We start from the raw sequence: 14,552 nt of genomic DNA, 5'->3' as shown, positions 1-14,552 counted from the left end.
AATCAGCCGAGGTCGATGTGCTCCACTCGGGGCTCCCGCGGCGGCCGGGACTCGGCGGATCCCGTGGATGCCCGCTGAAGGGCGTCGAACGCCTGCCGCACCGCGGCGAACAACTCGCCACCGGCGGCCATGAGGTGGTCGGCGACGTCGCCCCCGGCCTCCTTGCGCGCGGCGATGACCCGGCAGACCGGGCAGGCGCGGCAGATGTACTCGTCGTCGTGGCCGCCGGCGACCGCCTCGCTCCAGACGTCGTCAGTACGGCTCGCACCGCCGCCTCCGCCGAAGGCGCCGCCGATCCTGCCGCCTACGGCGCCGCCGAGCCCGCTCACGCCGCCCTTGACGAGGCCCTTGCCGAACTCGCGGCCCACGCGCTGCTGGAGCGCGTCGAGTAGCTTCAGCGCCTCCTCCGCCGCCGAGCCGAGCTGGTCCTGCCGCCTGCCGGCGCCCCCGGACTCGCCATACCCGCCGGACCCGGTTGCCCCGGTGGTGGTGTCGTTGCTTTCCGTCATTTCGCCCCTCCTGCTTCGAACCGTACCCGGAGGCGGCCGTCGCGGAGCGCCGCGGAGGAGATCGTCCGCCGGGCGAGGGACGAGGGCAGGGCGATCACCCGGCGGTAGGGGGCGGCGGTCACGATCAGCTCGTCACCCTTGCGGGCCAGGTCGACGTCGTCCCGGTCCGCGAGCGGCAGGGCCAGCGACAGCTCGTCGGCCGTGATCCGCATCGGAGGCTCGACGGAGGGGCGGGCGAACGGGTCGGCCGTGCCGTACAGCTCCTCGGCGACCTCGGCGAGGGCCGCGGGGCCGACGGGCTCGGCGGCCAGGTAGGGCACGGTGAGGACCGGCAGCGGCGCGAACGACTCGTGGACCTCGGTCAGGTGCCTCACCTGGGCCTCGACCCACGCCCGCCGCCACTCGTCGGCGCCCTCGGCCGGGAACACCCGGTTGGCGATCACCGCGTCGACGCGGTAGCCGTACAGGCTGAGAGAGGTGAGCGTGCGGCGGGCCTCGGCCACGACGACCGCCTCCGGGGTCAGCACGAGGCGCACCGAGGCGTTGTCGCCGGTGAGGAGCTCGCGGATCTCCAGCAGGCCGCGGTGCAGCCGCTCCCCCGCCGAGATGACCTCCCCTTCGGGGACGCTGATCTTGGCGACGTGCCGGATCACGGGCGAGACCGCCTTGAGCACGCGGCGCCCGATGGGGAGCAGCCGGTTGACGTGCCAGTCGAGCGCTTCGGGGAGGGCGAGGAGCCGCAGGGTCTCGGCGGTGGGCGCGCAGTCGACCACGATGACGTCCCACCTGCCGGTGCGCGCCTGCTCACGCAGCTCCAGCAGGGCGATGACCTCCTCGGCCCCGGGAAGGACCGTGATCTCCTCGGAGGTGATCTCGTCGAGGCCCAGCTCGCTGAAGACGTTCCGCGCGTATTCCTGCAGCTCGCCCCAGTGGCGTTCGAGGGACCTCTGGGTGTCGACCTGCTGGAGGTAGAGGCCGGGCGCCGCCTCGACGGGCTCCTCGGAGGGCCGCACGGCGAGGGCGTCGGCCAGCGAGTGCGCCGTGTCGGTCGACACGACGAGCGTCTTGAGGCTCCGCTTCGCGGCGAGGGTCGCGGTCGCGGCGGCCACGGTGGTCTTGCCGACTCCGCCCTTCCCCGTGAAGAGAAGGATCCTCATCGGCCCTCGACGCGGCGCTTCAGCCCCTTGAGCGCGGTGTCGATGATGACCTTCTCCGCCTTGCGCTTGATCATGCCGATCATGGGGACCTTGAGGTCCACGGCCAGCTCGTATGTCACCTCGGTGCCACTGCCCACATCGGTGAGCCGGTAACTTCCGGTAAGGCCGGACACCATCTTCCCGGCCTCGACGATGTGCCAGCCGACGGCCGTGTCGTCGTCCCAGTCGTAGGCCAGGACGTAGTCGTCGCTGATCACGCCCGCGTCCAGCACGAAGCGGACCCGGGACGCCCGGCCGTCCACGCCGGTCTCCTGGACGTCTACCGCCTTCACCTGGCCGGCCCATTGGGGGTAGGCGGGGAAGTCGGCGATCACGGCCATGATTGTCGACCGGTCTGCGCCGATCGTGATGCTCGACGTGGTGCGATCAGCCATGGGCTAACCGTACTTCACCATTCCAGGGCGAAAGGCGTGCCACGGCCGCGGAAATGGCCGACGTTGATGCACTCGGTGCGGCCGACGCGCGTTCTGCCGGCCAAGGGCTGGTGGACATGGCCGAACAGGGCGTACCGGGGCTGCGTCCTCCTGATGGCCTCCAGCGTCGCCTCGCTCCCCCGCTCGAAGCGCCGGGCCACCACGTCGTACAGCAACTCCGGGATCGCGGGCGGGATGTGGCAGCACAACACGTCCACCTCGCCGACCGCCTCGACCTTCCGCGCGTACTCCTCGTCGTCGATCTCGTACGGCGTGCGGTAGCGCGTGCGCAGCCCGCCGCCGACGAAGCCGAAGGTCAGGCCGCCGATCTCGGCCGTGGCCCCGTCGAGGACGTGGTGGCCGGGCCGGGCGTACTCCTTCCAGAAGTGCGGCAGGTCCACGTTGCCGTAGGTGAGGTAGGCGGGGGCCGGCATGGCCGCGAAGATCTGCTCGTACTGCCGCCGGACCGCGGTTTCGATGTGCGCCTGCGGGTCTCCGCCGAGGGCGGCCCACAGCTCGGCCGACATCGCCCTGGCCTCGTCGAACCGGCCCTCCGCGCGCAGGCCGATGAACACCCCGGCATTCTCGGCGCCGAAGAGGTCGGCGAAGATGCCCTGGGAGTGGTCCGCGTAGTCCACGAAGAGGATCAGGTCGCCGAGACACACGAGAGCGTCGGCGCCGTCACCGGCCCGGGCGAGGGCGTCCACCCGGCCGTGGACGTCGCTGACGACATGGATCCGCATGGCGGACATCGTAATGCCGGCTGGCCGGATACCAACCAAGCGCTTGCGTGACAAAGCGGTTCGGACCGGGACCGGGCGGGGAGACTGATAGCGTGCGAAGAGCCCGGATAACGCCTGGGTGACGGACCCTACCCACGCGTAACTTCGCGCGGTAGCGTCCTGTGAGACCTGCAGAGTGACGTTCGCCAATGCGGCTCCGAGTCACGCGGGCCAGTCGAAGGCTCGCCCCTGCTCGTGGAGACCGTAGAAGCGTGCACAAAGGAGTGACCGTGCGCGAGTTCAGCGTTCCCGTGCTGGTGGACGTTCCGCCGTCCGCCAACTGCACCGACGTGGTGTTCCAGCGCGGTGTGGACGAGCCGGCCGCCGTGGTGATCCGTCGCAAGAGCGGCGATGCGCCCGGTGCCCCCTGGGAGCCGATCACCGCCGCCCAGTTCCGCGATCAGGTCGCGGCCGTGGCGAAGGGGCTGATCGCGGCCGGAGTCGAGCCCGGCGACCGGGTGGCGCTGATGTCACGCACGCGGTACGAGTGGACCGTCATCGACTACGCGATCTGGGCGGCGGGCGGCGTCGGCGTGCCGATCTACGAGACCTCCTCCGCCGACCAGGTCAAGTGGATCCTGTCCGACAGCGGCGCCAAGGGCGCGTTCGCCGAGCTGGAGTCGCACGAGAAGACGGTCCGCGAGGCCATGCCGGACCTCTCGCTCGTGTGGCGCATCGAGGACGGCGGCCTCGACGAGCTGGCCGCGCTCGGGGCCGACGTGAGCAACGAGACGCTGGCCGAGCGCAGGTCGGCCAGGGGCGGCCGCGACCTCGCGACCATCATCTACACGTCCGGCACCACGGGCATGCCCAAGGGCTGCCGGCTCACGCACGACAACCTGCTCTTCACCGCCCGCAACGTCGCCCACGGCCCGCTCGAACTGCTCTTCGACGTGGACGGCCGGGCGGCGCTGCTGTTCCTGCCGCTCGCGCACAGTTTCGCCAGGCTCATCGAGATCGTCCTCATCGAGACGGGCACGGTCCTGGCGCACACCCCGAACATGAAGAACGTCGCCCCCGATTTGCAGGCGTTCAAGCCGACGTTCCTGCTCGGTGTGCCGCGCGTGTTCGAGAAGGTCTACAACGCCGCCGAGCAGAAGGCGACCGCCGACGGCAAGGGCAAGATCTTCCACGCCGCCGCCGACGCGGCCATCGAGTGGAGCAAGGCCGAGAGCGACGGCGGCGCGGGGCTCAAGGTCCGGCTCAAGCACGCGCTGTTCGACAAGCTCGTGTACGGCAAGCTGCGCGCGGCGACGGGCGGCGCGCTGAGCGCGGCCGTGTCGGGAGGCTCGGCCCTGGGCGAGCGGCTCGGCCACTTCTTCCGCGGCGTCGGCATCGAGGTCTTCGAGGGCTGGGGGCTCACCGAGACGAGCGCGCCCTCGACGGTCAACATCCCGGGAGCCAACAAGATCGGCACGGTCGGCAAGCCGTTCCCCGGGGTCGGCATCCGGATCGCCGAGGACGGCGAGATCCTCGTCAGGGGCCGTCACATCTTCGACGGCTACTGGAACAACGAGCGCGCCACCAAGGAGACCATCGACCCCGAGGGCTGGTTCCACACGGGCGACGTCGGCACGCTCGACGACGACGGCTACCTCCGCATCACCGGCCGCAAGAAGGAGATCCTCGTCACGGCGGGCGGCAAGAACGTCGCGCCGGCGCCGCTGGAGGACGCCATCCGCGCGCACCGCCTGATCAGCCAGGTCATGGTGGTCGGCGACGACCGGCCGTTCATCGGGGCGCTCATCACGCTCGACCCCGAGGCGCTGGAGCAGTGGAAGGAGGCCAACGGCAGGCCGGAGGTCTCCACGACCGACCCGGCGATCGTCGCCGAGGTGCAGAGCGCCGTCGACGTCGCCAACCGGATGGTCTCCCACGCCGAGCAGATCAAGAAGTTCGTGATCCTGGAGACCGACCTGACCGAAGAGACCGGCCATCTCACGCCGTCGCTCAAGGTCAAGCGCAACCTCGTGATGCGCGACTTCGCCAAGCAGATCGACGAGCTGTACACCCCCCGCCCCGCGTGATCATGCACATGTTCCCGCGTAACCCGTCCCACCTGGCGCCTCACCCGCCGTGATCATGCATACTTTCCCGCATAACCCCTGCTACCAGGCGCTATACGCGGCCTGATCATGCGTGCTTTCCCGCATAACCCCTCCTACCGGGCGCTATGCGTGACGTGATCATGCACTGTAAGGGGGCCCCGCCGGACGGACACCTGCATGATCACGCACTGTAGCGACGCTGATCAGATAGGGCGCGGCGGAATCCGTGCATGATCGCACTTCGGAGAACGGGACGCCTACGAGCGTCCCGGGAAACCCTGCATGATCACGACTCGGGAAGGGGGACGTCCTGGAGCTTCCCGGGAAACCCTGCATGATCACGGCGGGGGCGGGGGCCCCGGGGGGGCTAGACCTCGTCTATCTCCGCCTGGGTGCGGAGCCAGTCCTCGACCGCCGTGACGTGGATGGCAGCGGCGGTCCTGGCGCTCTCCGGGTCGCGCTCGGCCAGCGCCCGGTAGATGCGGTCGTGCTCCTGGAAGGTGCGCTCGAAGACGCCCTCCACCCGATAGCCGCGCCACACCCTCGCCCGGAAGGTGCGGCTGGACAGGCCATCGAGGATCGCGGACAGCACCGGGTTGCCCGCGGCCTCGACGATGAGCCGGTGGAACTCCAGGTCGTGGCCGACGATCTCCTCCGCCGAGCCGCCCTGCTCCATCGCCGTCATCTCGGCGCGGAGCAGGGTCAGGATCTCGTCGTCGATCCGCGCCGCGGCGGTGGCCGTCGCGGCGGGCTCCAGGATCTTGCGGACCTGCACCAGGTGGAGCAGGGTGTCGCCGCGGGAGATCTCCGCGACGACCCCGAACGTGTCCAGCAGGTCGCGGGGCTCCAGTGAGGTCACGTAGACCCCCGCGCCGTGCCTGGCCTCCAGGACGCCGAGCACGGTCAGCGCCCTGATGGCCTCTCGCATGGAGCTCCGCGACAGACCGAGGTCTGCCGCGAACTCCCGTTCCGTCGGCAGACGCTGGCCGGGGACCAGCAGGCCGTCGGAGATCATGTCCTTGATGCGCTGCATCGCCCGCTCGGTGACCGTGGTCCGCGCGCCCGAGGACTCGGGCTCCTCCCTGAGTGGCCGCTTCACGCCGCGTCTTCCCTTGGTTCGCCGGTGGTCCTACCAATTCTGCCAGTCTTGGAGAAGGCGGACCCCACTGCTGGATCCTATCGAGAATTGGTCGGAGGAGCTTTGCATCCGGTCCCTAGGGGACGAGCCAGCCGAGGACAGGCGTCGACTCCAGGTAGACGATGACGCACAGCCCGAGAAGGAGCAGCGCGCTCCAGCCGACCACCCGGCGGAACATCTCCCCTTCCTTGCCGACGATGCCCACGGCGGCCGCGCCGATGGCCAGGCTCTGCGGAGAGATCATCTTGGCCATGACGCCGCCGGAGCTGTTGGCCGCGCCGAACAGGATGGGCGACTCGCCCAGCTTGCCCGCCGCCGTGGTCTGCAGCACGCCGAACAGCGCGTTCGATCCCGCGTCCGTACCGGTGATCGCCACGCCGAACCAGCCCACCACCGGGGACAGGAAGGCGAAGAACGCGCCGGCCCCGGCGAGGAACAGGCCCAGTGTCTGGATCTGGCCGGAGTACTGCATCACGAAGGCCAGGGCGAACACGGCCAGGATCGTCACGATGGCCCAGCCGAACTGGCGCAGCGTCTCACCGTACGTCTTGATGGCCGTGCCGACGCCGATCCGCAGGACCAGGAAGGTGAGGATGCCGGAGATGAAGAGCAGCGTGCCGGGGGCGGACGCCCAGTTGAGGACGTACTCGACCTTGAGCCCATCGCCGTTCGGCTTAGCGATGTGGGCCCCCGGCCACAGGAACTTGTAGGTCCGCCAGCCGCTGCTCAGCCACGTCTTGATGGGCTCGATCACCGAGAGGGAGAACAGGACGATGATGATGGCGTACGGCGCGAAGGCCAGGATCCGGTCCGCTCTGGTGTCACCGGCCGGGCTGCCGTGCTTGCGCACGAAGGCCGGGTCGTCGACCGAGCCGCCGGCGATGGTCGGGACGGGCAGCACCCGCTCGCTCGGCCGCCACAACTTGCCGAAGACGATGAGCACGACGGCCGACACGAGCGAGGCGGCGATGTCGGTCAGGCGGTAGTCGAAGGCGCTGGAGACGAAGATCTGGGTGGCGCCGAAGCTCAGGCCGGCGACGAGCGCGGCGGGCCACGCCTGGCGCAGGCCGCGGCGGCCGTCCGCGATGAAGAGCAGGATGAACGGCACGAAGATCGCGATGAACGCGGTCTGGCGGCCCGCCATGGCGCCTACCTGCTCAGGGTCCAGATTGATGGGCGCACCACCCAGAATCGTAATCGGGTTGCCCATGCCGCCGAAGGCCACGGGGGCCGTGTTGGCGACGAGCGCGAGGGCGGCCGCCTTGAGTGGGTCGAAGCCCACCGCGATGAGCATGATCGCGCAGATCGCGATGGGCGAGCCACCGCCGGCGAGGGCCTCGATCAGCGCGCCGAAGCAGAAGGCGATGACGATCGCCTGGATCCGCTGGTCGTCGCTGATCCCGGAAAAGGCCCGTTGGAGGACGGCGAAGTGGCCGCTCTTGACGGTGAGGTTGTAGATCCAGATCGCGTTGAAGGTGATCCACAGGATCAGCAGGATCGACCGGGCGGCGCCGAACAGCCCCGCGTCGAGGGCCTGCCCCACCGGCATCTTGTAGGCCGCCACCGCGACCACCAGGCCCACCGCGAGCGCGGCGAGGCCGGCCCAGTGCGCCTTCCACTTGAGGACCCCGAGGAGCACCAGCACCGTCGCCAGGGGCAGGGCGGCCAGCAGGGCGGACAGGAGGAGTGATCCCGTCGGATTGAAGTTCTGTTGATACACCGTGCCTCCAGCGCGAAAGCGGCATAGGAAGGCTCGCCCGGCCTGCGCCCCTGATTCGACAGGCCGTGCAGCCATGTTCTATGTAGCAGAACGTTGTCCCGGACTGCGGACCGAAGGTACAACGGGAGAAGACACCTGTCGAGAGGTCGGAGGCTAAGTCACACCTCGATATCGGCTGCCGTGAAGAGCGGCTGTCCATCTTGACATGTGACGCAGGTCATAGGTAAGCAGTGGTCAAACCAATTAGCTACAACACGCAGCACACTCCGGGGGTAAGCGGTTACAACACCCGAAGTGGTCTGATGAGTAGGGGTCGTCAACTCGTCGGCACGGTCAGGACCGGCGAGGAAGGTGGCAGTATGAAGAAGATCCTTGCTTTAGGTGCGGCCCTCACGCTCGCCGCCGGCTTGAGCGCCTGCTCGGTCGGGGATAACAACGGCGGAAGCACCACCCAGCCCAGTGGCTCAGGAGCGGCGGCGAAGAAGGAGATCACCTTCCTCGTCTTCGAGACCGATAACCTCACCCCCAAGTTCTGGGACGACAACATCAAGAGGGTGAGCGAGAAAGTCGGGGTGACGGTCAAGAAGATCGTGGCCCCGGGTGACCGTACGGCCTACGCGAAGCAGCTGCTCGCCTCCGGCCAGTTCCCCGATGTGCAGATCGGTCTGCAGGACCTCCCCTCGTTCGACGGCAGCGGCAACCTCGCCGAGTTCTCCGACGAGGACCTTCAGCCCTTCCTCTGCCCCAAGTGCAGCGCCATCAAGGGCAGGACGGTCCAGCTTCCGGCGAACACGCAGACGTGGCAGGTCTTCTACCGCAAGAGCCTGTTCGAGAAGGCCGGCATCAGCGCCCCGCCGAAGACCTACGCCGAGCTGCTGGCCGACGCCGAGAAGCTCAAGGGCAAGGGCGTCCAGCCGTTCGTCATCGGCGGCAACCCGAGCTGGGGCTCCTCGCTCCCCTGGACCGGCGAGCTCACCACCGACCTCTACGCCGGCAACCCCGAGTGGATGCACCAGCGCCGCGACGGCAAGGTCAAGTTCGACTCGCCCGAGTTCCTGAAGGCGACGAAGAAGTTCGCCGACCTCGCCGCCAAGGGCTATCTGAACAAGAAGGACCTCGGCCAGAGCTACGACGCGTCACAGGCCGCCTTCCTCGACGGCAAGGGCGCGATGTACCCGATGGGAAGCTGGTTCGCCGCCGCGAGCGACGCCTCCAAGGTGAAGGACGACATCGGCATCTTCGCCTGGCCGGCCGACGACGGCTCCTTCCACCTGCCCTCGTTCACGGGCGGCGGGCTGACGGTCAACGCCAAGTCGCCGAACGTGGACATCGCCAAGAAGTTCGCCGTGGCCTGGCAGACGGACAAGGACTACCTGGACACCTCGGCCGTGGCCGACGCCCTGTTCCCCGCGATCAAGGGCTACACGCTCCCGGCCAAGGACGGCACCGTCTTCAAGGCGGTGTACGACCTGTACCGCCAGGCCGTCGACCAGAACGCGACCGTCCCCTCCTTCGGATGGGAGCAGGGCGACGACGGCATGATCGCCGGTATGCCCGACAAGTGGAACCTGTCCGCCCAGGACATCATCACCGGGAAGAAGACGCCCGAAGAGGTCCTCAAGTATCTCGACACCGAGTGGGACAAGTCCTCCTGATCCCCCCGATCCGCTGGCCGAGGCGCGCGATGCCGCCTCGGCCAGCGGCCTTGGCAGGTCCGGGGGCGATCCCCCCGGCAAGGACGGCCCTCCCGCTCCTAACGCAAGGGACTGAATTCAATGGTCTCCGACGTCGCCGCACGGCCTCGGAAGCCCCCGGTCGGCAGCCGGACGCGCCATCGGCCGAAGCGCCGAATCTGGCCTCGCGTCTGGCACTTCCTGAGCTTCGGCGCACCCGGGGTGCTCATCTACGTCTGTTTCGTGCTCGTCCCCATCGTGGTGAGCTTCGGCTACAGCCTGACCAACTACAACCCGTTCAACCCGCCGACCAAGTTCGTCGGCCTGCGCAACTACCAGCTGATGCTCCAGGACGACACGTTCCTGACGTCACTGAAGATCACCACGATTCTGACCGCCATCGTGGTCATCGTGCCCAACGTCGTCGGCCTGGGAATCGCCGTGCTGCTCGACCGGAACGGCTGGCTGTACAACGCGCTGCGCAGCGTCTTCTTCACCCCCATGGTGCTCAGCTCCGTGGTGATCAGCGTGATCTGGACCCGCATGCTGCAGGACGACGGCCCCATCAACGACGTGCTGCGGGCGATCGGGGTGCAGGATCCGCCCGGCTGGCTGTCGGACCCGGACATCGCGCTCTACTCGCTGGCCACGGTGCTGTGCTGGCAGATGCTCGGCTTCTGCGTGGTCATCTACCTGGCCGGCCTGTCCGGCGTGCCGAAGGAGTTGCTGGAGGCGGCCTCCATCGACGGGGCGGGACCGATCCGGCGGTTCTGGCAGGTCACGTGGCCCATGCTGGCGCCCGCGCTGACCGTCAACACGGTCGTCCTGCTGATCTCCGCGTTCAAGATCTTCGACCATGTCCAGGTCATCACCCAGGGCGGCCCGGGCACCGGCTCGACGGCCACCATCGCGTTCCTCGCGATCCAGACCGCGTTCGTGGACAACCACCAGGGATACGCGTCCGCCGAGGCGATCGCGATGCTCGTGGTGATCGCGGTGCTGACGACCATCTCGCTGGGCGTGCTGCGCAGAAGGGAGGTCAACCTGTGAGGACCGGCAATCTCCCGTGGCTGCGCCCCCTCGCCGGCCTGGCCGTCGGGGCGTTCTTCTTCGTGCCGCTCTATCTGGGCATCATCAACACGTTCAAGGAACCGGACCAGATCCGCACGCGGCCCCTCGCGCTTCCCCAGCCGTTCACGCTGCGCAACATCACCACGCTGCTGTCGCGCCCGGACAACCTGTACTGGGCGAGCGTGACCAACAGCATCCTGGTCACCGGGCTGTCGATCATCGTTCTGACGATCCTGTCCGCGACCCTGGGCCACTACCTCGCCAGGACGTCGAGCCTGTGGGGCCGCCTGCTGATGCTGCTCCTGCTGTGCGGCCTGATGATCCCTCCCCAGGTGATCCTCGCGCCGGTGACCTACGTCCTGCGGGCCGTCGGGCTGATGAGCACGCTGCCCGGCCTGGTGCTGTTCAACGTCGGCTACTACGTGCCGTTCGGCGTCTTCGTCTTCACGGGGTTCATGCGGTCGGTGCCCGTGGACCTGGAGGAGGCCGCCGCGATCGACGGCGCGACCCGCGGGCAGATCTTCTGGAGGATCGTCTTCCCGCTGCTCCGCCCCGCCACGGCGAGCGTGCTCATCTTCCTCGGCGTGTGGATCTGGAACGACTTCATCGACCCGCTGATCATCCTCGGGCCGAGCCAGGGCACCACGATCACGACGGGCATCTTCCGGTCGGTGGGAGTCTGGCGCACCGACTACGGCACGATCTTCTCGCTCATGTTCATGGGCACGATCCCCGTGCTGGCCTTCTACCTGTTCCTGCAGAAGCACTTCGTCAAGGGCCTCACCGGCGGAGCGACCAAGGGGTGACAGGGGTGACCTGCACCCGGCGGTCGCCTCGGAGATCCGCGTGCCGTGGCCGGCTGGTCCGGCTACGGTACGCGGGCGACGCCCCCGAGGATGGTGGGCTTCGTCAGGTCGATCCCGGCCTGCCAGTCCAGCTCGGGCCGCCAGGAGTCGACCGGCACGACGCCCGGTTCCAGGAGGTCCAAGCCGTCGAAGTAGCCCGCGATCTCGGCATGGTCCCGGGGCTTGATCGAGCCCGTCGCGGTCTTGTTGTAGAGCGCGCGGACCTGCTGGTCGGTCCGCCCCCCGATCTCGCCGGTGTATCCGTGGGAGATGATCAGGTAGCTCCCCGGCACCATGCCGTCACGGAGTCGCGCCACGATCGCCGCCGCCTTCTCGTCGTCGGGCACGAAGTGCAGGATGGCGAGCATCAGCACGGCGACAGGCTGGGAGAGGTCGATGTGCTCCCGGACGGCGGGATCGTCGAGGATCGCCTTCGGCTCGTTGACGTCGCCCTGGACGACGATGGTGTCGCGGTTGTCGGCGAGCAGGGCGCGGGCGTGGACCAGCACGATCGGGTCGTTGTCGACATAGACGACCCGGCTGCCGGGAGCCACGGACCGGGCGACCTGATGCACGTTCTGCTGGGTCGGCAGGCCGGCGCCGATGTCGATGAACTGCCTGATCCCGGACTCGGCCACCAGCCGTACGGCACGGCCGAGGAAATCGCGGTTGGCGCGGGCGACCTCGCGGATGTTCGGCACCAGGGAGATCATCTTCTCGGCGGCCCGGCGGTCGGACTCGAAGTTGTCCTTGCCGCGCAGGTAGTAGTCGTACATCCGCGCCACGCTCGGGATGGACGGATCGATGCCCGCCAGTAGGTCCTCGCGCGCCGTCATGTCATCGCCCGTGTCATCGCCCATGTCCTCGCCTCCCCGTTCGAGGGAATCCTATGGCGCGACATCGCTAATGTGGATCATTACCGTGAACATTCATCGGAGCTTGACTGGGCCGGCGAGCGCCGATGTGGCCCGGGACGGCTCTTTCACGGCCGAGAGGTCGGATGATAGAAATCTGCTGTGTCGACCGAGGGCCGGGAGATGACCCCGCTACTCGCCCTCGACGGTGATGAGCTCGCCGACCTGCTCTCCCAGCGTCCGCTGGGCCGGCTCGTCGAGCCCGGCGTCGGTGATGAGGACGTCGGCCTCGTCCAGGTGCGCGATCGTGCTGATCCCGATGGTGCCCCACTTGGTGTGGTCGGCGAGCACGACCAGCCGCCTGGCGGCCCCGACGAGGGCCCTGTCGGTCTCGGCCTCCATGAGGTTCGGCGTGGTGAACCCCGCGTGCGTGCTCATGCCGTGCACCCCGAGCAGCAGGATGTCGACGTTGAGCAGCCGGATCGCGGCCACGGCCACCGGCCCGACCAGCGCGTCGGACGGCGTGCGGATGCCTCCGGTCAGCACGACGGTCTGGTCCTTCCGCCCCGAACGGTAGAAGACCTCGGCCACCCGCACCGAGTTGGTCACCACCGTGAGGCCCGGCGTGTCGATGAGGTGGTGGGCCAGGGTCCAGGTGGTGGTGCCCGCCGAGAGGGCGACAGCCGTACCGGGACCGACCATGGCGGCCGCGGCCCGGGCGATCGCCTCCTTCTCGGCGCGCTGCTGGACCGACTTGGCCGCGAACCCGGGCTCCTCCGTGGACCCCGAACTCATGGCCGTAGCCCCGCCGTGCACCTTGGCGACGAGACCGCGATCCGCCAGGACCTCCAGGTCACGCCGGATCGTCATGTCGGAGACGCCGAACTCGCGGACGAGGTCGCCCACCCGCACCGCGCCGTTGGCGCGGACGAGGTCCAGGATCGCCTGCTGCCGCTGAGGGGCCAGCATCCCGCCTCCTTGCAAGTCGTCAGGAAGGTCGCATCAAGGTCGCATCCAACACGTTCGCACGCATAATGACACAGCACCCATCGGGATCCCAGGGCTCTTGTGTGGAAAACTGTCGAAATGGACTTGTGACCATGAGTGGTCTTGCGGGAATGTGGCGGAATATGGTCCCTTCTGCATTAGGAAATGTTCTTTACATTCGGGGTCGCTGAGAGGAGCGGGTTGCCATGAACCTGGCACCTGGAAGGCTCGCCGCGATGGCGGTTCTGCTCACCCTCGGTCTCGCTGCCTGCTCGTCGGGCAAGGAGGAGACCCAGGCGACGCAGAGCAAGCCCGCGGCGCAGGGCAAGATTTCCATCGCCTACCTGCAGAAGCAGGGAGACCAGGAATACTTCGTCGGCGAGGCCCAGGGCGCGGCCGACAAGGCAAAGGAGCTCGGCGTCGACCTCAAGGTCGTCAACCTGGGCGAGGACACCAACAAGGCGGTCAGCGAGACCCAGGCGGCGCTCGGCCAGAAGGTCGGCGGCATCATCATCGTGGTCCCGGCGCCGGCGGTGGGCCCGCAGATCGTGCAGCTGGCCAAGGAGGCGAACACCCCGCTGCTCACCTCCGACGACCAGGTCTGCGTCGACGGCCCCGACCCGTCGAAGTGCACCAAGGACAAGCTCGTGCCGCGCGTCGGCTTCAGCGGGACGCAGATGGGCGAGCAGGTCGGCCAGCGGGCCGGCGAGGAGTTCAAGAAGGCCGGCTGGAAGCCCGAGGACACGGCTATCATCACCGCCTGGCAGCAGGACGTGACGGTCTGCACCGACCGCGTCAAGGCCGCCGTCCCGGCGTTCGAGCAGGCCGCCGGCGTCTCCGGCGTCAAGGTCATCGAGGTCGGCACCGACAACACCCCGTCCGGCGCGCAGGACAAGGTCGCCGCGACCGTCCAGGGCAACAGCGGCGTCAAGCACTGGGTGATCGTCGGCTGCAACGACGAGAACGTCAGCGGCGGCGTGACCGCCATGCAGAACGCCGGCATCAAGCCCGACAACATCATCGGAGTCGGTCTCGGCGCCTACCTCGCCTGCAAGGACTGGAACAGCGGCAAGCCGACCGGCATGAAGGCCGCCCTGTTCATCAACGGCTACGAGGTCGGCAAGCTGGCCGTGCAGACGATGTACGACAACATCAAGAGCGGCACCGCGATGCCCCCGGAGGCGTTCGCCCCCACCAAGATGGTCGACGCCTCGAACTGGCAGGCCGAGGGCGTGAAGTGCAGCGCCTGACCTGACCCTGTGGTGGTGAGGGAAAGCCGTACGGCTTGCGCGAGG

The 14,552-nt window shown here is 68.4% G+C and carries 13 protein-coding genes; 5 read left to right on the top strand and 8 right to left on the bottom strand.

Annotated features, from left to right (window positions below):
* Window positions 1-2: 2 nt before the first annotated feature.
* Genes N5079_RS07850 through N5079_RS07835 form a run of 4 tightly spaced genes read right to left on the bottom strand, consistent with a single transcriptional unit; the run spans window position 3 to window position 2,882 of the window.
* Window positions 3-509 carry a DUF5304 domain-containing protein gene (locus N5079_RS07850; protein ID WP_261582912.1) on the bottom strand — a complete coding sequence of 169 codons (507 nt, stop codon included), beginning with the start codon at window positions 507-509 and terminating at the stop codon, window positions 3-5.
* On the bottom strand, window positions 506-1,666 hold the full coding sequence (locus N5079_RS07845) for an ArsA family ATPase (protein ID WP_261582911.1): 1,161 nt from the start codon (window positions 1,664-1,666) through the stop codon (window positions 506-508). The genes N5079_RS07850 and N5079_RS07845 overlap by 4 nt, the downstream gene beginning before the upstream one ends.
* Window positions 1,663-2,100, bottom strand: coding sequence for an SRPBCC family protein (locus N5079_RS07840; RefSeq protein ID WP_261582910.1), 438 nt, complete (start codon window positions 2,098-2,100; stop codon window positions 1,663-1,665). The genes N5079_RS07845 and N5079_RS07840 overlap by 4 nt, the downstream gene beginning before the upstream one ends.
* Before the next feature lie 14 nt (window positions 2,101-2,114).
* Window positions 2,115-2,882, bottom strand: a complete 768-nt coding sequence (locus N5079_RS07835) for a metallophosphoesterase (RefSeq protein ID WP_261582909.1) — start codon at window positions 2,880-2,882, stop codon at window positions 2,115-2,117.
* Window positions 2,883-3,151: 269 nt separating this feature from the next.
* On the opposite strand from N5079_RS07835, the gene N5079_RS07830 reads away from it, so the two are divergent.
* Window positions 3,152-4,948 carry an AMP-dependent synthetase/ligase gene (locus N5079_RS07830; RefSeq protein ID WP_261582908.1) on the top strand — a complete coding sequence of 599 codons (1,797 nt, stop codon included), beginning with the start codon at window positions 3,152-3,154 and terminating at the stop codon, window positions 4,946-4,948.
* Between the two features lie 388 nt (window positions 4,949-5,336).
* Here N5079_RS07830 and N5079_RS07825 read toward each other — a convergent pair whose 3' ends face one another.
* Window positions 5,337-6,068, bottom strand: a complete 732-nt coding sequence (locus tag N5079_RS07825) for a FadR/GntR family transcriptional regulator (RefSeq protein WP_261582907.1) — start codon at window positions 6,066-6,068, stop codon at window positions 5,337-5,339.
* A gap of 115 nt (window positions 6,069-6,183) precedes the next feature.
* The gene (locus tag N5079_RS07820; protein WP_261582906.1) at window positions 6,184-7,827 is read right to left on the bottom strand and encodes an L-lactate permease; all 1,644 of its coding nucleotides are present in this window, start codon (window positions 7,825-7,827) and stop codon (window positions 6,184-6,186) included.
* A 359-nt stretch (window positions 7,828-8,186) separates the two neighbouring features.
* Between N5079_RS07820 and N5079_RS07815 the strand changes: the two genes are divergently transcribed.
* The 3 genes from N5079_RS07815 to N5079_RS07805 all read left to right on the top strand — a co-directional run bounded on the left by N5079_RS07815 (window position 8,187) and on the right by N5079_RS07805 (window position 11,377).
* The gene (locus tag N5079_RS07815) at window positions 8,187-9,482 is read left to right on the top strand and encodes an ABC transporter substrate-binding protein (RefSeq protein ID WP_261582905.1); all 1,296 of its coding nucleotides are present in this window, start codon (window positions 8,187-8,189) and stop codon (window positions 9,480-9,482) included.
* Between the two features lie 240 nt (window positions 9,483-9,722).
* Window positions 9,723-10,550 (top strand): carbohydrate ABC transporter permease, encoded by an 828-nt coding sequence (locus N5079_RS07810; RefSeq protein WP_261582904.1) that lies wholly within the window; start codon window positions 9,723-9,725, stop codon window positions 10,548-10,550.
* Window positions 10,547-11,377, top strand: a complete 831-nt coding sequence (locus tag N5079_RS07805) for a carbohydrate ABC transporter permease (RefSeq protein ID WP_261582903.1) — start codon at window positions 10,547-10,549, stop codon at window positions 11,375-11,377. Before N5079_RS07810 ends, N5079_RS07805 begins: the two co-directional genes overlap by 4 nt.
* A 62-nt stretch (window positions 11,378-11,439) precedes the next feature.
* Here N5079_RS07805 and N5079_RS07800 read toward each other — a convergent pair whose 3' ends face one another.
* Window positions 11,440-12,276 carry an SAM-dependent methyltransferase gene (locus N5079_RS07800; RefSeq protein ID WP_261582902.1) on the bottom strand — a complete coding sequence of 279 codons (837 nt, stop codon included), beginning with the start codon at window positions 12,274-12,276 and terminating at the stop codon, window positions 11,440-11,442.
* Window positions 12,277-12,462: 186 nt separating this feature from the next.
* Window positions 12,463-13,239: a DeoR/GlpR family DNA-binding transcription regulator gene (locus N5079_RS07795; RefSeq protein WP_261582901.1), complete on the bottom strand. Its 777-nt coding sequence runs from the start codon at window positions 13,237-13,239 to the stop codon at window positions 12,463-12,465.
* A gap of 224 nt (window positions 13,240-13,463) precedes the next feature.
* Between N5079_RS07795 and N5079_RS07790 the strand changes: the two genes are divergently transcribed.
* Window positions 13,464-14,507 (top strand): substrate-binding domain-containing protein, encoded by a 1,044-nt coding sequence (locus N5079_RS07790; protein WP_261582900.1) that lies wholly within the window; start codon window positions 13,464-13,466, stop codon window positions 14,505-14,507.
* The last annotated feature ends 45 nt before the right edge of the window (window positions 14,508-14,552 follow it).

The sequence above is a fragment of the Planotetraspora sp. A-T 1434 genome, from assembly GCF_025420585.1.
Taxonomy (GTDB): Bacteria; Actinomycetota; Actinomycetes; order Streptosporangiales; family Streptosporangiaceae; genus JAOEGB01.
This window is presented reverse-complemented; position numbering and strand designations above follow the sequence as displayed.